Origin of the sequence: Mycolicibacter engbaekii (genome assembly GCF_002101585.1) — a bacterium.
Classification (GTDB): Bacteria; Actinomycetota; Actinomycetes; order Mycobacteriales; family Mycobacteriaceae; genus Mycobacterium; species Mycobacterium engbaekii.
This window is the reverse complement of sequence record NZ_LQOT01000073.1, coordinates 24382-47787: the sequence shown is the minus strand read 5'-3', so window position 1 is coordinate 47787 and position 23406 is coordinate 24382. Positions and strand designations below refer to the sequence as shown.

17 protein-coding genes are annotated in these 23406 nt (G+C 68.4%); 6 read left to right on the top strand and 11 right to left on the bottom strand.

What is annotated here, in order from left to right; all coding sequences use genetic code 11:
• Positions 1-63 precede the first annotated feature (63 nt).
• Positions 64-3615 (bottom strand): DNA polymerase III subunit alpha, encoded by a 3552-nt coding sequence (gene dnaE, locus AWC02_RS18695; RefSeq protein ID WP_085130198.1) that lies wholly within the window; start codon positions 3613-3615, stop codon positions 64-66.
• A gap of 139 nt (positions 3616-3754) precedes the next feature.
• Between dnaE and AWC02_RS18690 the strand changes: the two genes are divergently transcribed.
• Entirely contained in the window at positions 3755-3994 is a 240-nt protein-coding gene (locus AWC02_RS18690; RefSeq protein ID WP_085130197.1) for a dodecin family protein, read from the top strand.
• A gap of 36 nt (positions 3995-4030) precedes the next feature.
• Here the strand turns inward: AWC02_RS18690 and AWC02_RS18685 are convergent, their stop codons facing one another.
• Together AWC02_RS18685 and lspA are read right to left on the bottom strand one after the other, a co-directional pair.
• Positions 4031-4936: an RluA family pseudouridine synthase gene (locus tag AWC02_RS18685; RefSeq protein ID WP_085130280.1), complete on the bottom strand. Its 906-nt coding sequence runs from the start codon at positions 4934-4936 to the stop codon at positions 4031-4033.
• Between the two features lie 22 nt (positions 4937-4958).
• A complete protein-coding gene (lspA, locus tag AWC02_RS18680; protein ID WP_085130196.1) occupies positions 4959-5540 on the bottom strand; it encodes a signal peptidase II in 582 nt (193 codons plus the stop codon).
• Positions 5541-5570: 30 nt separating this feature from the next.
• Here lspA and AWC02_RS18675 point away from each other — a divergent pair, with 30 nt between their 5' ends.
• Positions 5571-6509, top strand: a complete 939-nt coding sequence (locus AWC02_RS18675; RefSeq protein WP_085130195.1) for an asparaginase — start codon at positions 5571-5573, stop codon at positions 6507-6509.
• Here AWC02_RS18675 and AWC02_RS18670 read toward each other — a convergent pair.
• The gene (locus AWC02_RS18670) at positions 6490-7869 is read right to left on the bottom strand and encodes a DNA polymerase IV (protein WP_085130194.1); all 1380 of its coding nucleotides are present in this window, start codon (positions 7867-7869) and stop codon (positions 6490-6492) included. The two genes, AWC02_RS18675 and AWC02_RS18670, sit on opposite strands and share 20 nt — an antisense overlap.
• Before the next feature lie 62 nt (positions 7870-7931).
• On the opposite strand from AWC02_RS18670, the gene AWC02_RS18665 reads away from it, so the two are divergent.
• Entirely contained in the window at positions 7932-8513 is a 582-nt protein-coding gene (locus AWC02_RS18665; protein ID WP_085130193.1) for a class I SAM-dependent methyltransferase, read from the top strand.
• Here the strand turns inward: AWC02_RS18665 and AWC02_RS18660 are convergent.
• From AWC02_RS18660 to ileS, 4 genes are all read right to left on the bottom strand, one after another.
• Positions 8500-8829, bottom strand: a complete 330-nt coding sequence (locus AWC02_RS18660; protein ID WP_085130192.1) for a DUF732 domain-containing protein — start codon at positions 8827-8829, stop codon at positions 8500-8502. The two genes, AWC02_RS18665 and AWC02_RS18660, sit on opposite strands and share 14 nt — an antisense overlap.
• Before the next feature lie 47 nt (positions 8830-8876).
• The gene (locus AWC02_RS18655) at positions 8877-10223 is read right to left on the bottom strand and encodes a PPE family protein (RefSeq protein ID WP_085130191.1); all 1347 of its coding nucleotides are present in this window, start codon (positions 10221-10223) and stop codon (positions 8877-8879) included.
• Between the two features lie 18 nt (positions 10224-10241).
• Positions 10242-11477, bottom strand: coding sequence for a PPE family protein (locus AWC02_RS18650; RefSeq protein WP_085130190.1), 1236 nt, complete (start codon positions 11475-11477; stop codon positions 10242-10244).
• A 369-nt stretch (positions 11478-11846) separates the two neighbouring features.
• A complete protein-coding gene (gene ileS / locus AWC02_RS18645; protein ID WP_085130189.1) occupies positions 11847-14984 on the bottom strand; it encodes an isoleucine--tRNA ligase in 3138 nt (1045 codons plus the stop codon).
• Between the two features lie 275 nt (positions 14985-15259).
• Between ileS and AWC02_RS18640 the strand changes: the two genes are divergently transcribed.
• Positions 15260-16018 carry a lipase family protein gene (locus AWC02_RS18640; protein WP_085130188.1) on the top strand — a complete coding sequence of 253 codons (759 nt, stop codon included), beginning with the start codon at positions 15260-15262 and terminating at the stop codon, positions 16016-16018.
• 7 nt (positions 16019-16025) lie between these two features.
• On the opposite strand, the gene AWC02_RS18635 is transcribed toward AWC02_RS18640, so the two are convergent.
• The 3 genes from AWC02_RS18635 to AWC02_RS18625 all read right to left on the bottom strand — a co-directional run bounded on the left by AWC02_RS18635 (position 16026) and on the right by AWC02_RS18625 (position 21155).
• Complete coding sequence (locus AWC02_RS18635) at positions 16026-16496, bottom strand: hemerythrin domain-containing protein (RefSeq protein WP_085130187.1); 471 nt, start codon at positions 16494-16496, stop codon at positions 16026-16028.
• A 144-nt stretch (positions 16497-16640) separates the two neighbouring features.
• Positions 16641-19598, bottom strand: coding sequence for an MMPL/RND family transporter (locus AWC02_RS18630; RefSeq protein WP_085130186.1), 2958 nt, complete (start codon positions 19596-19598; stop codon positions 16641-16643).
• A gap of 69 nt (positions 19599-19667) precedes the next feature.
• A complete protein-coding gene (locus tag AWC02_RS18625; RefSeq protein ID WP_085130185.1) occupies positions 19668-21155 on the bottom strand; it encodes a flavin-containing monooxygenase in 1488 nt (495 codons plus the stop codon).
• Positions 21156-21366: 211 nt separating this feature from the next.
• Here AWC02_RS18625 and AWC02_RS18620 point away from each other — a divergent pair, with 211 nt between their 5' ends.
• Positions 21367-22446, top strand: coding sequence for an AurF N-oxygenase family protein (locus tag AWC02_RS18620; protein WP_207568088.1), 1080 nt, complete (start codon positions 21367-21369; stop codon positions 22444-22446).
• A 97-nt stretch (positions 22447-22543) separates the two neighbouring features.
• Complete coding sequence (locus AWC02_RS18615) at positions 22544-23311, top strand: phthiotriol/phenolphthiotriol dimycocerosates methyltransferase (protein WP_207568091.1); 768 nt, start codon at positions 22544-22546, stop codon at positions 23309-23311.
• The last annotated feature ends 95 nt before the right edge of the window (positions 23312-23406 follow it).

Here is a 23406-nt window from a genome sequence, read left to right as displayed (position 1 = left end):
CGTCGGCAGCAGTCCCCGTCGCGCAGGGCTGCGCGCCCCGCTACCGCCGGCGCGCCGCGCCGGTCAGCCGCCCAGGCAACCGGGACCCAGCAGCGCCTTGAGATCACCCATCAGCGCCGAGGACGGCGTCACCCGCAGCGACGGATCCAACTCCAGTACGGTGATGCGCTCGCCGCTGATCAGCCGCAGCTGCACCTGCGCCGTGCCGGGATGCCGGGTCAGCACCTGCTTGAGCGCGCTGACTTTGTCCAGGGTGCACTGCCGGGTCGGAAGGCTGACCGCCAACGGCCGGTCGGCGGCGTTGCCGGAGAAGTCGGGCACCACCAGTTCATTGGCGATCAGCGAGATCCGGTCGTCGCGGATGTTCACCTTGCCGCTGACCAGCACCACCGCGTCGTCGGCCACCTCGGCCCCGTAGGCGGAGTAGGTCTGCGGAAAGAACATCACCTCGATGCCGCCGGTAAGGTCCTCCAATTGCGCTGAGGCCCAGGGCAGTCCGTTCTTGTTGACCCGGCGGTTCACCGACGCCAGGATGCCGCCGACCCGCACCTGGGTATCGGCGGCGACGTCCCCCTCCAGGATGGCCGGGATCTGGGTGTCGACCTGGGCGGCCAGCAGGTGCGCGATGCCGTTGAGCGGGTGACCGGAGACGTAGAGTCCGAGCATCTCCCGTTCCAGCGCCAGCTTGTGCTTGTCCGGCCACTCCTCGTCAGGAACCTTGATGCCGAAAACGGCGTCGGCGCCGGTGTTTTCGCCGTCTCCCCCGCCGAACAGGTCGAACTGCCCCACCGCCTCAGCCTTTTTGGTGCCCAGCACCGAGTCCACTGCGTCGGTGTGGACCAGGAACAGACCCTTGCGGGGGTGCCCCAGCGAGTCGAACGCCCCGGCCTTGATCAAGGACTCGGTGACCTTCTTGTTGCACGCCGCGATATCGATCTTGTTCAGGTAATCCGAGAAATCGGTGAAGCGGCCCTTGTGCGTCCGGGTCGCGATCAGGGAGCTGACGACGTTGGCGCCGACGTTGCGCACCGCGCCCAGCCCGTAGCGGATGTCACGGCCCACCGAGGCGAAGTTCAGCTCGGACTCGTTGACGTCCGGCGGCAGCACGGTGATTCCCAGCCGTCGGCAGTCGGCCAGATAGACCGCCGCCTTGTCCTTGTCGTCACCGACCGAGGTCAGCAGCCCGGCCATGTATTCGGCCGGGTAGTTGGCCTTGAGATACGCCGTCCAGTACGACACCAGGCCGTAACCGGCGGCGTGCGACTTGTTGAACGCATATCCGGCGAACGGCAGGATGGTGTCCCACAGCGCCTTGACCGCGCGCTCGGAGAACCCGTTGGCCGTCATACCCTCGTAGAAGCCCTTGTATTCGGCTTCGAGCACTTCAAGCTTCTTCTTGCCCATGGCTTTACGCAGCGCATCGGCTTTGCCCATGGTGTAGGAGGCCACCTTCTGGGCGATGAACATGATCTGCTCTTGGTAGACGATCAGACCGTAGGTCTCCGAGAGGATGTCGCGCAGCGGTTCCTCGAGCTCGGGGTGAATGGGCTTGATGGCCTGGCGGTTGTTCTTGCGGTCGGCGTAGTCGTTGTGGGCGTTCATGCCCATCGGTCCGGGCCGGTACAGCGCCAGCACCGCGACGATGTCGTTGAACTCGGTGGGCTGCATACGGCGCAACAGGTCACGCATCGGGCCGCCGTCGAGCTGGAACACCCCCAGGGTGTCGCCGCGGCCCAGCAGCTCGTAGGTGGCCGGATCGTCGAACGGCAAGGTGTCCAGGTCCAGGTCGATACCCCGGTTGGCCTTGATGTTCTCCAGGCAGTCGCCGATGATCGTCAGGTTGCGCAGGCCCAGGAAGTCCATCTTCAGCAGGCCGATTTCTTCACACGACGGGTAGTCCCAACCGGTGATGATGGCGCCGTCCTGCGGCCGCTTCCACAACGGGATGGCCTCGATCAGCGGCTCGGAGCTCATGATCACCGCGCAGGCGTGCACCCCGGCGTTGCGGACCAGGCCCTCCAGGCCCCGCGCCGTCTCATAGATGGTGCGCACGTCGGGGTCGGTGTCGATCAGCCCGCGAACCTCGGCGGCCTCCTTGTACCGCTCGTGGTTCGGGTCGGTGATGCCCGACAGCGGAATGTCCTTGGCCATGATCGGCGGAGGCAGCGCCTTGGTGATCCGGTCGGCGATCGCATAACCCGGCTGGCCGTAATGCACGCGCGCCGAGTCCTTCAGGGCGGCTTTGGTTTTAATGGTTCCGAAGGTGATCACCTGGGCCACCCGGTCACTGCCCCACCGTTCGGCGGCATAGCGCACCATCTCGCCGCGCCGACGGTCGTCGAAGTCGATGTCGATATCGGGGGCCGACGGCCGTTCCGGGTTGAGGAACCGTTCGAAGAGCAGCCCATGCGGAATCGGGTCGATGTTGGTGATGCCCAGCGCGTAGGCCACCAGTGACCCGGCCGCCGATCCGCGGCCCGGGCCCACCCGGATGTTGATCGAGCGCGCGTAGTTGATCAGGTCCGCCACGATCAGGAAGTACGACGGAAAGCCCTTGCCGCAGATGACGTCGATCTCGTAGGACGCCCGATCGGTGTACTCCTGCGGTACGCCGGCCGGGAAGCGGCGCTGCAGACCGGCCTGCACCTCATGCCGCAGCCAGGACCCCTGGTCGTGGCCCTCGGGAACCGGGAACACCGGCATCCGGTCGCGCGGGGCCCAGACGTCGGCGTAGGACTGCACGCGCTCGGCGATCAGCAGGGTGGAGTCACAGGCCTCGGGCAGCTCGTGGTCCCACAACGCGCGCATCTCGGCAGCCGACTTCAGGTAGTAGCCGTCGCCGTCGAACTTGAACCGGGTGGGATCCGACAGGGTCTTTCCGGTCTGGACGCACAGCAGGGCTTCGTGGTTGCCGGCGGCCTCGCGGGTGACGTAGTGGCAGTCGTTGGTGGCCAGCGTCGGAATGCCGAGTTTGCGGCCGACCTCCAGCAGACCCTCACGAACCCGGCGCTCGATGGACAGGCCGTGGTCCATCACCTCCAGGAAGTAGTTCTGCGCGCCGAAGATCTCGCGCCATCGGGCCGCCGCCTCCAGCGCTTCGCGGTCCTGACCCAGCCGCAGCCGGGTCTGCACCTCCCCGGACGGGCAGCCGGTGGTGGCGATGATGCCCTCGGCGTGCTCGGCGATGATCTCGGCGTCCATCCGCGCCCACTTGCCGAGCTGGCCCTCGAAGGAGGCCAGCGAGGTGAGCCGGAACAGGTTGCGCAGACCGGTGGCGTTCTCGGCGACCATGGTCAGGTGCGTGTAGGCGCCGCCGCCGGAGACGTCGTCGCTCTTCTGGCCGGGATCGCCCCAGTGCACCCGGCGGGTGTCGAACCGCGACCCCGGGGCGATATAGGCCTCCACCCCGATGATCGGCTTGATCCCGGCCTTGGTCGCCGCGTTGTAGAACTCGCTGGCGCCGAACATGTTTCCGTGGTCGGTCATCCCGATCGCGGGCATCTCGAGGCGCTGCGCCTCGGCCAGCATCGGGGCGATCTTCGCCGCGCCGTCGAGCATCGAGTACTCGGTGTGGTTATGCAGGTGCACGAAGGACCGCGACGATGAACTGTCCATAGGACCGCCAGTCTATGGCCGAGTGCTGACGCAGTCCGGGCGTGTCGTGAGCCGTGTCTCTCGCACCGTCGTTTCCCGGGACAGCGGCCGCCGGTGTGCACTACGTTGAGGTTCGCCCTGAAGCGGAGGAGAGTCATACATGAGCGTGTACCGGGTGATCGACATCATCGGGACCAGCCCCTCATCTTGGGAGAACGCCGCGGCCGAAGCGGTGCACCGTGCCAAGCAGACCATCGACGACATCCGGGTCGCCCAGGTCGTCGAGCAGGACCTCACCCTCGACGACAAGGGCGGGATCGTCTACCGCACCAAGCTGCGCATCTCCTTCAAGATCCGGCCGCCGAAGGCCAAGCCGGCCGAGGGCGAGGCGCAGGGGTAGCCGGCAACCGGCGAGGCGGGCTCGCAGGCGCAGCCGTCAGCGCCGCAGCACGTCCAGGGCGTGCTGCAGGTCGGCCGGGTATTCGCTGGTGATCTCGATGTTCCGGCCGTCGCCGGGATGCGCGAAGGACAGCGATCGGGCGTGCAGCCACTGCCGTTCCAGGCCCAGTTTGCGCGCCAGCGTCGGGTCGGCCCCGTAGGTCAGGTCACCGCAACACGGATGCCGTAACGCCGAGAAGTGCACCCGGATCTGATGGGTGCGGCCGGTTTCCAGATGCACGTCGAGCAGGCTGGCGGCGACGAAGGCCTCCACCGTGTCGTAGTGGGTGATGCTGTGCCGGCCGTCGGCGGTGACGGCGAATTTCCAGTCCGGCCCGTGATGGCGGCCGATCGGGGCGTCGATGGTGCCGCTGGAGGGGTCCGGGTGGCCCTGCACCAGCGCGTGATAGCGCTTGTCGACCGTGCGCGCCTTGAACGCCCGTTTGAGGGCGGTGTAGGCCCGTTCGGAGATCGCCACCACCATCACCCCGGAGGTTCCGACATCCAGACGGTGCACGATCCCCTGCCGTTCCGGCACCCCGGAGGTGGTGATCCGGTAGCCCGCGGCGGCCAGTCCGCCCAGCACCGTGGGCCCGGTCCAGCCCACCGACGCGTGCGCGGCGACCCCGGCGGGTTTGTCGACGGCGACGATATCGGCGTCGGAGTACAAGATCGTCATACCCTCGACCTCGGCCGGGGTGTTCTGCAGCGGCGGGGGCGCCTCGGGCAGCCGGACCTGCAACCAGGCACCGGCGACCAGCCGATCCGACTTGCCCGCGGCCGCGCCGTCGAGCTCCACATCGCCGTTCTCGGCCAGGGTGGCCACCACGTTCCGCGACAGGCCCAGCAGGCGGGCCAGCCCGGCGTCCACGCGCATCCCGGCCAGACCCTCCGGGACCGGCATCGATCGTTCCGTCACAGCCGCCTCAGGCCTGCTCGCCGCCGTCGGCGCGGCGGCGGCCCACCGCGTCGAAGTCGAAGCCGAACACCGACAGCGCCACCAGCAGAATCGCACCGCCCACCACCGCGGGGTCGGCAACGTTGAACACCGGCCACCAGCCGATCGACAGGAAATCCACCACGTGTCCCTGCAGGTGCCCCGGCGCCCGGAAGAACCGGTCCACCAGGTTGCCCAGCGCGCCGCCGAGGATCATCCCGAGCCCGATCGCCCACCACGGCGAGACCAGGCGGCGCGACATCCAGATGATGCCGAGCACCACTGAGCTGGCGATCAGCGTCAGCACCCAGGTGTAGCTGGTGGCCATCGAGAACGCGGCGCCGGAATTGCGGACCAGAGTCCACGTCACGGTGTCGCCGATGATCGACACGGGCTGGCCCGGCGTGAGCATCTTCACCGCCAGCACCTTGGTGACGACGTCGGCCGTCAGCACCACCGCAGCCACCGACAGCAGCAGTCCCAGCCGGCGGCGCGGCGCGGCGGGTTCCGCCGGCTGCTGCACCTCCGTCTCGGTCGAGTCGGTTGTCTCCTCAGTCACGACCCCCATCATCCCTTAACCCGCGTGCGGCATGATCGCGGCATGCTGACACCACGCCTTACCGTCATCACCACCGGCGGCACCATCTCCTGCAGCACCGACAGCGACGGCGCGTTGCGGCCCGGCCGCAACGGTGCGGAGCTGCTCGCCGGCGCCGGTGACGCCGACGTCACCGTGGTGGACCTGATGGCGCGCGACAGCTCCGAGCTCGGTCCGGCCGACTGGTCTGCGGTCCTGGCCGCGATCGGCGCCGCGGTGGACGCCGGCGCCGACGGCGTGGTCGTCACGCACGGCACCGACACCTGCGAAGAGGGCGCGCTGTGGCTGGAGCTCGGCTACAGCGGCGACGTACCGGTGGTGCTGACCGGCGCCCAGCGCGGCGCGGACGCCCCCGACGCCGACGGGCCGGGCAATCTGCGCGACGCGTTGGCGCTGGCGGCGGCCCCCGCGGCCCGGGGTATGGGGGTGCTGGTGTGCTTCGCCGGCCGGGTGCTGGCACCGCTGGGCCTGCAGAAGACCACCCTGACCGGCCTGACCGGGTTCACCGGCCCGCTGCTGGGCACCGTCTCCGACGGCCGAGCCACCTTGACCGGCCGCAAGACCCGCCCCGACCTGGCCGTCCCGGCCACCGCGCCACGGGTGGACGTCGTCGCCCTGTACGCCGGCGCGGACTCGGTGGCCCTGGATGCCTGTGCGGCGGCCGGGGCACGCGGGGTGGTGCTGGCCGGACTCGGCTCGGGCAACGCGCCGGCGGCGGTGATCGACGCGGTGGGCCGGCACTGCCGGGCCGGCCTGGTGGTCGCGGTGTCCAGCCGTGTCCCCGAAGGACGGGTGAGCGCCGACTACGGACCGGGGCGGGCCCTGGTGGAGGCCGGCGCGGTGGTGGTGCCGCGGTTGCGGCCCCCGCAGGCGCGGATTCTGCTGATGGCGGCCCTGGCCGCCGGCCGGCCGGTCGCCGAGATCATCGACCGGTGGGGCTGATCGGCGACTCGTCGCCGGCGGCCTGCTCGTGGACGTAGTCGCCCCAGTCCAGGCTGTCGACCGGGTCGGCACGGCCGATGGCGGGCTCGTCGTCGGGGAACGTCCGCACCGGTCCCGGACCTGAACTGCGCGTTTCGAATCGGACGGTGACCACCCCGTGGCCGGCGCCCTGCACCCAGCCGTGCCCCAGCTCGCGGTGCCGGACGTCGTCGCCGACGCGCCAGGAAGCCCTACCGGCCGCAGACGGCGTCTCCAGCGCGGTGGTGTCCGGGATCGCCGCCCCATCCGGAAACTCCAGGTCCGGGAAGAGTGACTCCTGGCGGACGTCGGTCAGGCCGGAGAATCCGACGCCGAGCAGTCGGATGGGGCCGATCTCGCGCGGATCGAGCAGCAACCGGGCAGCGGCGGCCATGAGCGCACCCGCGTCGGTGGTGGCGAACGGCAGGGTGGCCGAACGGGTCGACACACTCATGTCAGCCTTCTTGAGCTTGACCGTCACGGTCCGCGCGCCGCGGCCGTCGCGCAGCAGTCGGCGGTGCGCGTGTTCGCCGATCGGCCCGATGGCGGCCCGCAGCTGGTCCAGGGTCGTCAGGTCGACGGCGAAGGTGGATTCGGCGCTGATCTGTTTGGCCTCAGCGCGTTCGGCGACCCGGCGGTCGTCGATACCGCGGGCCAGCCGGTGCAGCGCCGGACCGACGGTGGCACCCAGAATGTCGGCCGCCTCGGTGTCGCTGAGCGCGGCAAGCTGACCGATCGTGTCGATGCCCAGCCGGTGCAGCCGCTCCTCGGCGACCGGACCGATCCCCCACAGCCGCCGCACCGGGAGCCCGTCGAGCAGCAGGCGTTCCTCGGTTCGGCCGACCACCCGTATCCCGTCGGGCTTGGCCAGGTCGGAGGCGATCTTGGCGATCTGCTTGCCCGATCCCGCCCCGACCGAGGCCACCAAGCCAGTCTCCTCGAGCACGCGGCGCCGCAGTCTTTCGCAGAACCGGACGACCTCGGCCTCGTCGGCCCCGGCCAGCTCAGCCGGTTCGCCGAACGCCTCGTCGAAGGACAGCTGCTCGACGACCGGGATCTGGGCACGCACGGTCTCGAAGACCCGGCGGCTGGCCATGCCGTAGACGGCGCCCCGCGGCGGCAGCACCACCGCCGGTGCCCCCACCAGTCGGCGGGCCTGGTGCATCGGCATCGCCGAGCGGGCGCCGAAGACTCGCGCCTCGTAGCTGGCCCCGGCCACCACGCCGCGTCCCCCGAGCCCGCCGACCAATACCGGCCGACCCCGCAGCGTCGGGCGGGTCAGTTGCTCGACGGAGGCGAAAAACGCGTCCATATCCAGGTGCAGGACCCAACGGGCGTCCATGACCGCAAGCCTATGGGGGCGCCCGCCGCCGGCGATGCCCGACTAACGTCGAGACGGTGGCGATGAATATGGCTCACCGAATCTGTTGCAGTTCGCAGTTGTGGGCACGCAGCGTCGAGCGGCGGCTGCTGCCATGGGCGCTGGAACACGCCGATCTGGGCGACAACACCCTGGAGATCGGACCGGGATACGGAGCCAACATGCGCTGTCTGGTCGAGTTGACACCTAAGCTGACTGCGATCGAGATCGATCCCACGATGGCGAAACGCCTGCAGGCGAAGTACGGCTCGCGCGCCCACATCGTCAACGGCGACGGCACCGACACGGGCCTGTCCTCCGAGCAGTTCAGTTCAGTGGTGTGCTTCACGATGCTGCACCATGTGCCGACGGCGCAGTTGCAGGACCGGCTGTTCGCGGAAGCTTTCCGCGTGCTGCGGCCGACCGGGGTGTTTGCCGGAAGCGATGGCGTGCACTCGCCACTGTTCCGGCTCATGCACTGGGGTGACACCTACAACCCCGTGCCACCGGAAACAATGGCAGAACGTTTGCACCGCACGGGTTTCCGAAAAATAGAGGTGTCTACCGCGGCCGGTCAACAACGCTGGCTGGCCGTCAAACCCGCAGACTCGGTCACTTCGACTTGAGCTGGTGCGGGCAATAGGTCTTTGCCGAGATCGCAGCGAACCGCGCGGCGTCGGGGATGGTCAGCTCGGGGTTGGCGTCGGTGATGTCGGTCAGCAGTTCAAGGCCCGACTCACCGTTGGCCGCCAGCCCGCACAACGCACGGGCCGCTTCCACGGCCTGAGCCGGGTCGGCGAAGGTGATCCCGACCTGGTTCAGCGACGTGATGAACTCCGCGCTGTCGACCTCGTCAGGCTCTGCGGTACCGGGATAGGCGTGCCCGGGCGCGGCCAGCACCACCGCGGCGGTGGCGACGAGCGGGACGATCAACAACTTCATCGGGAATCTCCTGGAGCGACCGAAGGGTTTCGCGCATCTACGCGGCGTCAGCCGAGCGCGGAGTTCGGGCCCGCCAGAGCACTGTCGCTGTCATCCAGGACGTGCACCGCGTGAATGCCCGGCTTCAGGGACAGCTTGGCCACCAACTCGTCCAAGCCGGCCTGATCAACGTTCCAATGCTGCACGACATCCGGCGTCTGCTGCAACTGGGCGATCACCTGGTCCAGCGGTACCGGCGCGTTGCGGTCGTCGATGTTGGTCGACACCACGCGGGCCACCGGCGCCACCGTCCGGGTGCGCGCCGCGGGAGCGCCCAGCGCGCCGCCGGCGGCGCTGCCCAGGGCCGCCGGTGCCAACATGCCCGGCACAGCGCCCGCGGCGGGTGCCGCACCCAGCGCCGTCTCGGGAAGCGACGTGGACGCCAGCTGAATGGCCGAGGTCGCGCTGGCCCAGTTCGGCGGCACCGACAGCGCGCCGACCCGCATCGCGCTGGCCGTGCTGGCACCGGCGGCGCTGGTCAGCCCCGCGCCCGCGGTCACGCCGGTGCTGGTCAGGCCGCCGTGCAGTGCGGCTTTGGGAACCGCGGGCAGCACCGCTTTGTAGCCCGCCCGGAACTGCGTGATGCTCATGTTGGTGGAGGCGTGCACCGTGTTGACCCAGGCGGTCTGACTGCTGGTACCCGAGATCAACGCCATATGTGATTCCAGGTAGGACCGCGCCTCGGGGCCTCCGGTCGCGGTGTCGATGAAGTCCTGCCAGCCCTTGTTGTAGCCCGCGGTCATGTCGTTGATCTCTTTGAGGACGCCCTGCAGGATGTCGTGCGGTGTCACCGGGGCGGTCGCCTCGGAACTGCCCGCGGTGGCGTTGGTGGTCTGCGGCGGCTCGGTGAACGACGTGAGGTCGGTGGCGGCCGCCGAGGCGCCGGCGTAGCCGAGCATCGCGGAGATGTCCTGCGACCACATCCGGCCGTATTCGGCCTCCACGGCGGCGATCGCGGTGCTGTTCTGGCCCAGAATGTTGGTGGCCACCAGCGCGGCCAGCTGGCTGCGGTTGGCCGCGATCGCCGGCGGCGGCACGATCCCGGCAAACGCCGATTCGTAGGCGCTGGCCGCGGCCGTCGCCTTGGCCGCGGTCTCCTGGGCCTGCGCCGCCGTGGTGGACAACCACGTCACATAGGGAGCCGCGGCGGCCGCCATGGCCGCCGCCGAGGGCCCCTGCCAACCCCCACTGAGGCCCGACAGCGCTGCCTGGTAGGACGATGCGGCGGCATGCAGCTCGGCGGCCAGTCCCGACCAGGCCGTCGCGGCGGCGAACAGCGGGTCAGCACCGGGACCGGAGTACAACTGGCCCGAGATCACCTCGGGGGGTTGCGCGGCAAAACTGTAAAACACCATGAACGCGACCTACTTTCGCTATTTCGCGATCGGCGGGATGACGATGACGGTGGCGGTGGTGGCGATATCCGGCCCCGTCTGGGCGTTGGTGACGTGGCTGATGGCGCTGATCGCGCGGGTGGAGGCGGCTCCGGCGGCCTGACGCACCGGGGTGCCGATCGCGCGACCGGCGAGGCTCGACAGCGCCATCTGGCTGGCCAGCAGGCTCTCCCCGTTGGCGGCCAGGGCGGGCGCGGCCTCGAGCACGCCGGCCTGCAGGGCCACCGCAGCGGTCTTGGCGGCCGGGACCGCGCTCGCCCAGCTGGCCGGAACCGACATCGACCTGATCAGTCCCGCCCGGCCCATCGCCCCCGACACCGGGACGGCGTGCGAGCCGCTGAGCATGGTGCTGGACATCAACGGCGCCAAGGCACCGATGATCGGCTTGGGGCTGAGCGTGGACGTCAGGTTGTTGAGCGAGTTCGCCACCGCCGGGATGCTGATCGACATCTGGTAGATGCCGCGGGCCGCATTGATCATTCCGGTGGCGTAGGGACCGTTGAAGGTGCTCAGCGCCGTGGACAGGGTCTTCACCACCGCCTGGTAGTCCTCGAAGAGCTGGGTGGGCAGCAACAACGGGTTCAGGGTCATGTTCTGCAGGGCTTCGGGAATCTGGCTGAGCAGGTCCGACAGCGTCGACTGACCGGCGGCAGCGGTCGCCGCCGCGGGCTGGCTGATCTGGCCGGTGCCATTCGTGGTCTCCGCGGGGGCGGTGAACGGGGCCAGCTGGCTGGCGGCCGCCGACGAGCCGGCGTAGGCGTACATCGCGGCGGCGTCCTGAGCCCACATCTCGCCGTACTGCGCCTCGGTCGCCGCGATCGCCGGGGCGTTCTGTCCCAGGAAGTTGGTCGCGACCAGCGACGCCAGCAGCACGCGGTTGGCCGCGATCACCGGCGGCGGCACGGTGGCGGCGTAGGCGGCCTCGTAGGCGGCCGCCGCCGCGGTGGCCTTCATCGCCGTCTCTTCGGCCCCGGTCGCGGTGGCTTTGAGCCACGCCGCGTACGGGGCGGCCGCCGCGACCATGGCGGCCGCGGACGGCCCCTGCCAGGCCGAGTCGGCGAGGTCGGCGATCACCGCGGCATAGGAGGTCGCGGTGTAGTTCAGCTCGGTGGCCATCGCCGCCCAGTTCGCCGCGGCGGCCAGCAACGGCGCCGAGCCGGGGCCGGCATACATTCTCGCGGAGTTGACTTCCGGCGGGAGCGCCCCGAAATCCATGAATCCCCCTTGCCATGTTAAGAACCGACCCACCCGAGTCGCTGCCGCGACGACTGCCGAGTACTGGCAATTCGGGTGGGTCAGAACCAGCTGAACACTGCCGTTCGTATGAACTGGAGGTTAATCAGGCACCCACGGCCCCGAAGCGATGCGACAGATGGTCGCGATCGCTCCGGCGCCGGGGTATACCCGAAGCTTGCATACAGGAAACTGACAGGTCCCAGGGCGCAACAGCCCCAAACAGCACGGATGAAGTGATCCGCCATTCGGCACGACGCGGTGTGGGCTCCCCGGCACCGCGTACCGCTATAAGAATCTCGCCGCGAAAAACTCGGCCCAGGTAGGGAGGCGTTCGGAAAACGGTTTCGCTCAGACCTTGGCGATCGACACCTGCACGCCGTCTCCTATCTCCACGGGATCGGTCGGGGTCCCGAACTCGAAGCTGGTGGCCAGGATTTCCCCGGCGATCAGGTCCGCATGGGTCTGCGCCCAGCCCAGCCGCTGCTCGGGCACGGCGATCACCACGGCGATCCGGTCGGAGACGTCCAGACCGGTGTTCTTGCGCAGCTCCTGCAGCTCGCGGATCCGGTCCTTGGCCCAGCCCTCGGCCTCCAGCTCCGGCGTCACGGCGCTGTCGAGCACCACCAGGCCCGCGCCGTCGGGCAGCGCAACGGTGTACTCGGGATCGGCGGCCACCAGCTTGGCGGTGTATTCGCCGTCGAGCAGCACCACCGGACCGGCGCTGAGCGTGCCATCGGGGTTGACGACGCCCTCGCCGGCCTTGACGGCCTTGATCGCGGCTTGCACGTCCTTGCCCAGGCGAGGCCCGGCGACCTTGGCGTTGACCGCCAGGTCGAATCGGCCGTAGCCGGCGATGTCGTCGGTCAGCTCGACGGCCTTGACGTTGAGCTCGTCGGCGATCAGATCGGTGAACGGCGCCAGCCGCTGGGGCTCCTCGACCGCCACGGTGAGTTTGGGCAGCGGCAGGCGGACCCGCAGTTGGTGGGCCTTGCGCACCGACGACGCCGCCGAACAGACCTCGCGAACCTGGTCCATGGCCGCGACCAGGGCGGGGTCCGCGGGCAGATCGGCGGCCTCCGGCCAGTCGGTCAGGTGCACCGACCGCTGGCCGGTGAGGCCGCGCCAGATCACCTCGGTGGTCAGCGGGAGCAGCGGCGCGGCCAGTCGCGCGGTGATCTCCAGCACCGTGTGCAATGTGTCGATCGCGTCGCGGTCCTCGTCCCAGAACCGCTGCCGGGAGCGCCGCACATACCAGTTGGTCAGCGCCTCGGTGAACTGCCGCAGCTGCTCGCAGGCACCGGAGATGTCGCACACGTCCAGCGCCTCGGTCAGGTCGTCGCGCAGCGAGGCCAGCTTGGCCAGAATGTAGCGATCCAGCACATGCTGCGAATCGGTGCGCCAGACACCGGGTTTCGGGGCATACAGCGTCAAGAAGCTGTAGGCGTTGGTCAGCGGCAGCATCACCTGGCGTACGCCCTCCCGGATGCCCGCCTCGGTGACGATCAGGTTGCCACCGCGCAGGATCGGCGAGGCCATCAGGAACCACCGCATGGCGTCAGAGCCATCCCGGTCGAACACTTCGCTCACGTCCGGGTAGTTGCGCAGCGACTTGCTCATCTTCTGACCGTCGCTGCCGAGCACGATGCCGTGTGCCACACAGGTTTTGAACGCCGGGCGGTCGAACAGCGCGGTCGCCAGCACATGCATCATGTAGAACCAGCCGCGGGTCTGCCCGATGTACTCGACGATGAAGTCGCCGGGATAGTGGGTCTGGAACCAGTCCTCGTTCTCGAACGGATAGTGCACCTGGGCATAGGGCATCGACCCGGAGTCGAACCAGACATCCAGGACGTCGGGGATGCGCCGCATCGTCGAACGACCGGTCGGGTCATCCGGGTTGGGACGGGTCAGCTCGTCGATGTAGGGGCGGTGCAGGTTGTCCGGCCGCACCCCGAAATCACGTTCGAGTTCATCGAGGCTTCCGTAGACGTCGATCCGCGGATAGGCCGGGTCGTCGGAGCGCCACACCGGGATCGGGGTTCCCCAATAGCGGTTGCGGGAGATCGACCAGTCGCGAGCACCGCGCAGCCAGTTGCCGAAGATCCCGTCCTTGATGTGCTCGGGATACCAGGTGATCTGCTCGTTGAGTTCGACCATGCGGTCCCGGATCTCGGTGACGCGAACGAACCACGACGACACCGCCTTGTAGATCAGCGGGTTGCGGCAGCGCCAGCAGTGCGGATACGGGTGCTCGTAGGTCTCATGGCGGACCAGCACGGCGCCGTTGGCCGCGGCCGGCCCGGTGCCGTTCTTCAGGTCGGCGATGATCGCCTTGTTCGCGTCGAAGACATGCTGACCGGCGTAATCGGGCACGCTGGCGTCGAAGCGGCCCTTGGCGTCCACCGGAGTGACCGGAGTGATCCCGGCCGGGTCGGTGGTGTTCTTGTCGTCCTCGCCGTACGCGGGCGCCAGGTGCACGATGCCCGTCCCGTCCTCGGTGGAGACGAAGTCGGCGGCGAGCACGCGGAAAGCGTTGTCGGAGTCCATGAAATACGGGAACGGCGGCACATAGTGCAGGCCGAGCAGCTCGGACCCGCGGTAGCGGCCCAGCACCTGCGGCTGTTCGCCCTCGCCCAGGCCCAGCTCGCGCCCGTAGGCGCCCAGCCGGGCCTCGGCCAGCAGGTACCGGTGCTGCCCCGCCGCGACCTGCACATAGGTCACATCGGGGTTGACCGCGACCGCCTGGTTGGACGGCAGGGTCCACGGCGTGGTGGTCCACACCAACAGGTGGGCGCCGGCGAGGTCCTCGGCCGGCCCGGGGCCGGCGATCCGGAACCCGACGGTCAGCGCCGGATCCTGCCGGCTCTTGTAGACGTCGTCGTCCATCCGCAGTTCGTGGTTGGACAGCGGCGTCTCGTCACGCCAGCAGTAGGGCAACACCCGATAGCCCTCATAGGCCAGGCCCTTGTCCCACAGCTGCTTGAACGCCCACAGCACCGACTCCATGAACGGCAGGTCGAGGGTCTTGTAGTCGTTGTCGAAGTCCACCCAGCGGGCCTGCCGGGTGACGTAGGCCTGCCACTCGGCGGTGTACCGCAGCACCGAGTCCCGGCACGCCTGGTTGAACGCGGCGATGCCCATGGCGTCGATCTGCGACTTGTCGGTGATCCCGAGCTGACGCTCGACCTCGAGCTCGGCGGGCAGGCCATGGGTGTCCCAACCGAACCGGCGCTCCACCTTGTAGCCGCGCATGGTGCGGTAGCGCGGCACGATGTCCTTGACGTAGCCGGTCAGCAGATGCCCGTAGTGCGGCAGGCCGTTGGCGAACGGCGGGCCGTCGTAGAAGACGTATTCCTGCGCGCCCTCACGGCGGGCGATGCTGGCCCGGAACGTGTCGTCGTCGGCCCAATACTGCAGGACGGCGGCCTCGGCCGCCGGGAAGTCGGGGGCGCCGGCGGGCGGCTTCGGATAGCTGCGTTCGGTCACGGTGTGTTGTCTCCCAAGGGCCCGGCCCGGGGACGACGCCGCACGGTTGCGCCAGCGCCGCGGTACCACCCCGCTTGCCGCGCACCCGGGGCGGGGCGCGACCGCTCGAAAAAGGCTGTGACGGGCCGTCCCGTTCGGTTCTACTGAGTCGGTCGCAGATCGACTGTTCTTCCGAAGGCTCCCCGGTGATTGCCGGTTCAGTGCCGTTGGCCGAGATTCTAAGGCCTGCCGCCGCCGACCGCGGCGGCAGGGCTGGGGCTCCTACACTGGCCACTGTGGCATTCAGCCCGTCGAATGCTCGCGACGTGGCGTTACCGCTGGTGTCGGCGGCCTACGCCGTGATGGCCGGCGCCGAGCCCACGCTGCCCGCGGGCCTGCGCCAGACCGCGCTGATCCTCGCGGACCGGGCGCACCTTGCGGAGCTGCCCGACCGGCATCCTGCCACGGTGATGGCCCGCGACACCGACATCTTCGGCCTGATGGGCCATGACACGTCCTCGGCGACGGCGTTCATCGCCTTCCGGGGAAGCGCCGCTGTGGCGGACTGGATCGCCGGTTTCGACTACGCGCCGACGCCCTACACCCCGCTTGCCGGATTCGGCCAGGTGCACACCGGCTTTCAGGAGATCTACGGTTGTGTACGCGAGTCCATCGCCGCCAATGTGGCTGCCACGATCAGTGGGTGCAGCCAGATCCTGATCACCGGGCACAGCCTCGGTGCGGCCCTGGCCGTGCTGGCTGCACCGGATGTCGCCCGAGCGATGCCTCCCAACACCATCGAACCGCGGCTGACCACCTTCGGCGGCCCGCGAGTCGGCCTGGACGACTTCAAGGCCGCGTTCGACGCCGCCATCGAATGCTGTTACCGCGTAGTGAATTTCCTCGACATCGTCCCGCTGGTGCCGCCGGAGCCCTTCGTGCATGTCGGCGCCGCGATCGCCGTCGACAGTGGTGGAGCCGTCGACCTCGGCTGGCGGCACAGCCTGGCCGCCTATCGTGCCGGGCTGACACCGCTCGTCGCCGCACAAGCCTGATGGGGCCTCAGGCTGCCGCCTTGGCGCAGATCCACCCCTCGGGCATCTGGCCGCCGTCAAGGAATTCGGTGAGCTCGGCGGCCTGTTCGGGGGCCAGTCCGGTGTCGGCGGCCGCGTAGATCACCCGCTCCTCCACCAGGTGGTGAGCGGCCAGCAGCTCGAGGAGCCGATGGCTGATGCCACGCAGGGTGGCATGGCCTGCGCCCACCCCGACCAGATCCTCCAGCGCGTGCATGGCGCGCCAGATCTCACCGTGTCCGCGGATCATCCCGAACACCGCCATCCGCTGGGCGCCCTCGCTGATCGGTGGGAACAACAACTGCTCTTCCAGGTAGATGTGCCGGCGCAGCACCGCCAGCGCCGCGCTGAGTCCCGCGGCGTCGACGGTGCCGTCGGCGAGGCGATCGAGAAAGTCTCGGATACCCCGGTCGATCAGCAGATGCTCACGTGCCAGGGTGGATGAAATAGCTTCGGGCATCTCGGCCGCTCCCCTTTGACCTTCGACAACGGTGCCCCAAACCGTCGAACGCCGACGCAGGACCGCCGCACCGTTTTCTCCAAGTGAACCTTGTTGAAATCTAGCCCACGTCGCGGGGCGCTGAGCCGGCGGGTCGAGCCCCGCTCAGCGGTCGGGCTCCTCCTCCGGGGGCCGCACCGTGGCCAGCACCTCCGTGGGGCGGTCGTCGGCCGGTCTGCCGGAGAGCTCCGGGAACGCCGTGGCGACCATGTCCTCGAAGCTCCGTTCTCCGCGGGCGGGCGCCGCCGGCATCCGCGCCGGGCGCTGCCGGACGTTCAGCGGCCACCAGAACCACCGTCCCAGCATCGCCGCCATCGACGGCATCATGAAGGAGCGCACCACCAGGGTGTCGAACAGCAGACCCAGCCCGATCGTGGTGCCCACCTGACCCACCACCCGCAGATCGCTGACCAGCATCGAGGCCATGGTGAAGGCGAACACCAGGCCGGCGGCCGTGACGACCTTGCCGGTGCCGCCCATGGTCCGGATGATCCCGGTCTTCAGCCCGGCGCCCATCTCCTCCTTGAACCGGGCCACCAGTAGCAGGTTGTAGTCACAGCCCACCGCCAACAGGATGATCACCGACATCACCATCACCAGCCAGTGCAGGTGGATGCCGAATATGTACTGCCACAGCAGGACCGACAGCCCGAACGAGGCTCCCAACGACGCCAGCACCGTCCCGACGATCACCACAGCGGCGATGAAGCTGCGGGTGATCAGCAACATGATGATGAAAATGATTGCCAGGGAAGTGATTCCGGCGATCAGCAGATCGTAGTCGGCGCTGCCCTGGAGGTCATTGAACAGCGCGGCGGTGCCCGCCACATACACGGTGGCGGTAGCCAGCGGGGTGCCCTTCAGCGCTTCGGTGGCCGCCTTCTTGATCAGGTTGACCCGCGCCATGCCCTCCGGAGTCGCCGGGTAACCGTCGTGGGTGATGAAGAAGCGCGCCGCATGACCGTCCGGCGACAGGAAGAGTTGAACCACCCGCTTGAAGTCCGGATTGTCGAAGGCGTCCCGCGGCAGGTAGAACGAGTCGTCGCTCTTCGCGGCGTCGAAGTCCTGGCCCATCGCCGTCGAGTCGCCGCCGACCTCCTCGACCTGGGCCAGGATGCCCGACATCGTGCTGTGCAGCGTCAGCATCATGGTCTGCAGGCTGCGGAGCGCGGCGATCTGCGCCGGCATCATCGCCAGCAGCTGCGGTGTCACCGTGTCGATGTTGGTCAGGTCGGGCGCCAGTTCGTTGATCTTGTCGGTGAGCGCGGTGGTGCCGTCCATGGCCGCATAGGCCGCACGCAGCGACAAACAGGTCTGGTCATTGGCGCAGTTCTGCTGCTTTTCCACCGATTCCCGAAGCGACTTGGAGTTCTCGTTCAGGTCGGCGATATTGCCCCGCACCTGCTGGGACAGGTCCATAGCCTCCTGGGAGACGCCGGTCGCATGGTGGGTGCTGGAGTTCAGATCCTGCATCAGCGCGTACATCCGTTGCAGCGAGGCGATGGTCTCGTCAAGGTCATCAGCCTGGCGGCGCATGTCGGCCACCCGGTTCTTGACGAAGTCCAGGTTCTGCAACTGGCCGGCGTTTTGCATGCTGAGCAGGAAGGGAATCGAGGTGTGCCCCAGCGGGGTGCCCTCCGGGCGGGTGACGCCCTGCACCATCGCAACGCCCTCAACGGCAAAGATGCTCTTGGCCACCTTGTTGAGCACCAGGAAGTCCGCGGAGTTGCGCATGTCGTGGTCGGACTCGACCATCACCACCTCGGGCAGCAGACGCGACTCCGGGAAGTGCCGGGCAGCGGCCGCCCAACCGAGGTTGGCCGGGGTGTCCTGGGGGATGAACGACGGGTCCCGGTAACTGACCTGGTAGCCCGGTAGTGCGAGCAGGCCGATCAGCGCTACCGAGCAGGCCGCGACAAAGATCGGGACGGGCCACCGCACGATCGCCGTGCCCACCTTGCGCCAGCCGCGGTCGGACATCTTGCGGCGCGGCTCGAGCAGCCCGTGGCGCGTGGCGACGGCCAGTACCGCCGGCACCAGCGTCAGCGCGATCGCCACCGCGACCACCATGCCCACCGCACACGGCAGCCCCATGGTCTGAAACACCGGCAGCCGGGTGAAGCTCAGGCAGAACGTCGCACCGGCGATCGTCAGGCCTGAGGCCAGCACCACATGAGCGACGCCGCGGTAGGTGGTGAAATAGGCCGTCTCCGGGTCTTCGCCGGCATGGCGCGCCTCGTGGTAGCGGCCGATGAAGAAGATGCCGTAATCGGTGCCCGCCGCGATCGCCAGGGTCACCAGGATGTTGATCGCGAATGTGGACAGCCCGATCAGCCCGTAGTGGCCCAGTGCCGCGACGATTCCGCGCGCCGCCGCCAGTTCGATTCCCACCACGGCCAACAGCAGCCCGACGGTGCTCAGCGAGCGATACAGCAGCAGCAGCATCAGCGAGATCACCGTGACGGTGGCCACCAGGATCTTCAGGACCGCTCGATCGCCGCTGGTGTTCATGTCGGTCACCATGGGCGCCGGGCCGGTGACGTAGGCCCGAACCCCCGGCGGTGCGGGGGTGCGCTGCACGACGTCGCGGACCGCCTCGACCGAGTCGTTGGCCAGGGCCTCGCCCTGGTTTCCGGCGAGGTTCAGCTGGACCAGCGCGGCCTTGCCGTCCGGACTCTGGGCGCCCCCGGCGGTCAGGGGGTCGCCCCAGAAGTCCTGGATGTGCTGGACGTGCACGGTGTCGGCGTTGAGCTGCGCGATGAGCTCGTTGTAGTACTGGTGCGCGGCGTCGCCGAGGGGCTCGTCACCTTCGATGACGATCATCGCCGCGCTGTCGGTGTCGGACTCGGCGAAGACCTGCCCGAGCCGAGCCATGGCCTGAATCGACGGCGAGTCTTTGGCGCTCAAGGACACCGGGTGTTCCTTGGCGACCTGCTCCAACGGTGGAACGGCGACATTGACCAGGACGGTGATGGCCACCCAGGCCAAGATGATCGGCACCGCGAAGCGGCGAACGAATGCGGCTGCCGAGGACCCGCCGTGGTTCCGGTGGCGGGTACTCATCGGCCCCTCACCCGGCCAGTTGCCCGAACGATCACTGTAACCCCCTGTTCAGGACCGTGACAGCGCACGTTATCCGATCCGGTAATCCGACAGCGGGAAGTGATCCTGCTCTTTGACGGCGCTGCGCACCGAGGTCGGCCGGAACAGCGGCGCCTCCCCCGTGTTCTGGTTGAACCAGTAGGAGTTCGATGTGGCGCAGTTGCCGCGATGGAACACCGAGCTGTCCAGCAGGTCCATCATCCGCTCGTAGAACCGCGCGTTGGCGTCCTCGGTGACCTCGAAGGTCTGCGCGCCCCGACGCTGCAGTTCGCCGAAGAGCCGCCGCATGTGCCGGGTCTGATACTCCACCGTGTTGAACCAGGACAAGCCGACCCAGGAGAACGGGCTGGACATGTTGATGAAGTTCGGGAACTGAGGCACCGTCATGCCCTGGTAGGCCTGGAATCGGGTCTCGCGCCACCATTTACCCAGGTTGCGGCCGCCGCGACCGATCACCTCGATGGCGGGCAGGTTGCTCTCCCAGACGTCGTAGCCGGTGGCCAGCACCAGGGTGTCGGCCTCCCGCTTGACGCCGTCGCGCGCCACGATGCCGTCCGGTTCGATCCGCTCGATCCCCTCGGTCACCAGCTGCACGTTCGGCTTGGCGAACGCCGGATAGTAGTCGTTGGAGATCGACGGACGCTTGCAGCCGAAGTCGAAGTCGGGCGCCATCTTGCGGGCGAGTTCGCGGTTGCGCACCGACAGCAGCCGGTGCAGGGCCGATTGGGCCGCCATCGCCTTGTTGAGGAACTTGAAGCGCCGGTAGCGCCACATCGTCAGCACCATCATGAAGTCGGTGGTGTTGTCGGTGAGCCACCGGACGATGCGCTGGGTGAACGGCACGCGGGCGAACATCCGTTGCACCGGCGGCGGGAACACCACGTCGGACTTGGGTGTGACCAGGATCGGCGTGCGCTGGTACACCGTCAGGTCGGCGACCTCTTTGGCCAGCTCGGGAATCACCTGGATGCCGGTGGACCCGGTCCCGATGACGGCCGCCCGGCGACCGGCCATCGAATAGTCGTGGTCCCATTCCGCGGTGTGAACGACGTGGCCGGCGAAGGTGTCGATGCCGGGGATGTCGGGGATCTTCGGCTGGCACAGGAAGCCGGTGGCGACGATGAGGAACTGCGACGTCAGGGTCTCGCCGCCGGCCAGTGAGGTCCGCCAGACCTTCGCGTCGTCGTCCCACTGGGCACCGTCGACACTGGTGTTGAACCGCATGAAGCGCTCCACGTCGTACTTGGCCGCGACGTGCTCGGCGTAGGCCTGGACTTCGTGACCGGGAGCGAACAACCGCGACCAGTACGGGTTGGGCTCGAACCAGTAGGAATAAGTAGTAGAGGGCTGGTCGACCGAGAGGCCGGGATAGTGGTTGACGCGCCACGTTCCCCCGAGACCGTCCAAGCGGTCCACGATCACGATGTTGTCGTAACCCAGCCGGTTGAGCTGGATCGCCGCACCGATGCCGCCGAAGCCTGCGCCCACGATGACGGCGTCGTATTGCTGCGTCTCCATAAGGACGACACGCTACCGCAACGGCGCCCCTTCCCGCCGTTCACAGAGGTCAGCGCCATGACCGGTGGGCGACCGGCGGGCGGCCCGCGAGCGTCACGCCCGGGGGCGCGGACGCGATATCTACTTGCGCGTCAAATGGGCGGTATGATGACTACGGGTATGTAGATAACCCGTTTTAAAACGTATCTGATTTTTTCCGGGGAGCTGCGCAATGGTCGGTACGGTGATTCTGGCGGTCCTCACCATGCTGCTCGCAGGCGCGTGCACACGCCGAATCACCCGCGCGGCACGCGCGCGAACCCCCCGGACCCGCGCCGCCACCGACCAGGACTACGCCGCCATGCTGGCCGCGCTCTCGGAGAACTCCGAGCGGCATCGTTTCGACCCGCTCACCGACCTGGACTGGGACGCCCCGGAGTACGCCGTGTGCGCGCAGGACCCCCGGTGGGTGCTCTGCGACGGTCCGCTGGCCCGCACGGCGTGGTACCGCCGCCAACCGCTCACCACGCAGATCGCGATCGGGATGTGGCATCAGGCCAACATCGCCAAGATCGCGCTGCAGTTCGAAAGCATGCTCATTCGCGGCCTGGTGCAGTACGCCTCGCGGGTGCCCAACGGATCGCCGGAACACCGCTACTGCCTTCGCGAGACCATCGAGGAATGCCACCACGTCCTGATGTTTCAGGAACTGGTGAACCGGATCGGCCACGACGTGCCCGGCATGCCGCGCTGGATGCGCAGGCTGTCGCCGGTGCTACCGCTGTACGCCGGCCCCTTCCCCAACGCATTCTTCTTCGGGGTGCTGGCCGGCGAGGTGCCCGTCGATGTGATCCAGACCAAGGCACTGCGCAGCGCCGGGTCGGCACATCCGTTGGTGCGGGCGATCATGGCGGTCCACGTCGCCGAGGAGGCGCGACACATCTGTTTCGCCGACGCCCGGCTGCGTCAGCGCGTCCCGCACGCCCGGTGGGTCAACCGGGTGTGGATGTCGATCTATGTGCCGGTGCTCATGCGGGTGTTCGCGCGGCCGATCGTGCTGCCGCCCCGCGCGTTCTACCGGCATTTCGGCGTACCCCGGTCGGTCCGCCGGCAGCTACGGGCCGGCTCGGCCGAATCACGCCAGGAGCTGCGCGACACCTTCGCCGACATCAGGATGCTCTGCGACGACCTGGGCCTGATGACCATGGCCGGCAGGCTGATGTGGCGGGTGTGCGGCATCGGCGGGCCGCCGTCGCGATACCGCGGTGAACCGCACCGTGCGCAGCCGGCCACCCGGATCACCGGAAACTGAGGCCCCCGCTGAGCTGTGCCATACTTTCGGTATGGTGCGTTCCCCATCTGAGACCTTGGAAAAAGTCGGCGCCGAGCTGGTGTACCGCATCTCGGCGATGCCGCTTTACAAGAAGGCCTTCAAGTACTGGTACCCGTTCATGACGAAGCGGATGGGGCACGACGACGTCGTCTTCCTGAACTGGGGCTACGAGCAGGACCCGCCGCTGGGTCTGCAGCTCGACCCGGCCGACGAGCCCAACCGGTACTCGATCCAGCTCTACCACCAGACCGCGACCCAGATCGACCTGGCCGGCAAGGACGTCCTCGAAGTCAGCTCCGGCCACGGCGGCGGCGCCTCCTTCCTGGCCCGCACCCTCAAGCCGGCCTCCTACACCGGCCTGGACTTCAACCCCGACGGCGTCGCCTTCTGCAAGAAACGCCACCAGGTGCCCGGCCTGGACTTCGTGCAGGGTGACGCAATGAACCTGCCGTTCCCGGACAATTCCTTCGACGCGATCGTCAACGTCGAGGCCTCGCACATCTACCCCGACTTCGCGCAGTTCGTCCGCGAGGTGGGACGGGTGCTGCGTCCGGGCGGGCACTTCCTGCACACCGATTTCCGCGCCAAGGAAGACATCGAGTCCTGGCAGCAGACCTTGGCCACCCCGCCGCTGCGGCTGGTCAACGAGCGCGACATCAGTCGCGAAGTGGTCCGCGGGCTGGCGGCCAACTCACCGCGCTCCAACGAGTTGATCAACGAGCGCATGCCGTTCTTCCTGCGCCGCTTCGCCCGGGAGTTCGCCGTGGTCGAGGGGTCGCTGTTCTACCGCGACCTGGACCGCGGCGAGATCACCTACCGCATTTTCGACCTCGTCAAAGAGTGACCCCGGGCCCCGGGAGGCGACCGGGCTAGGGTGGCGGCTGGGCCGGTTGCGGGCCGGTCGGGCCAATCGCGCTCCAATCCCGACGATCGCTGACG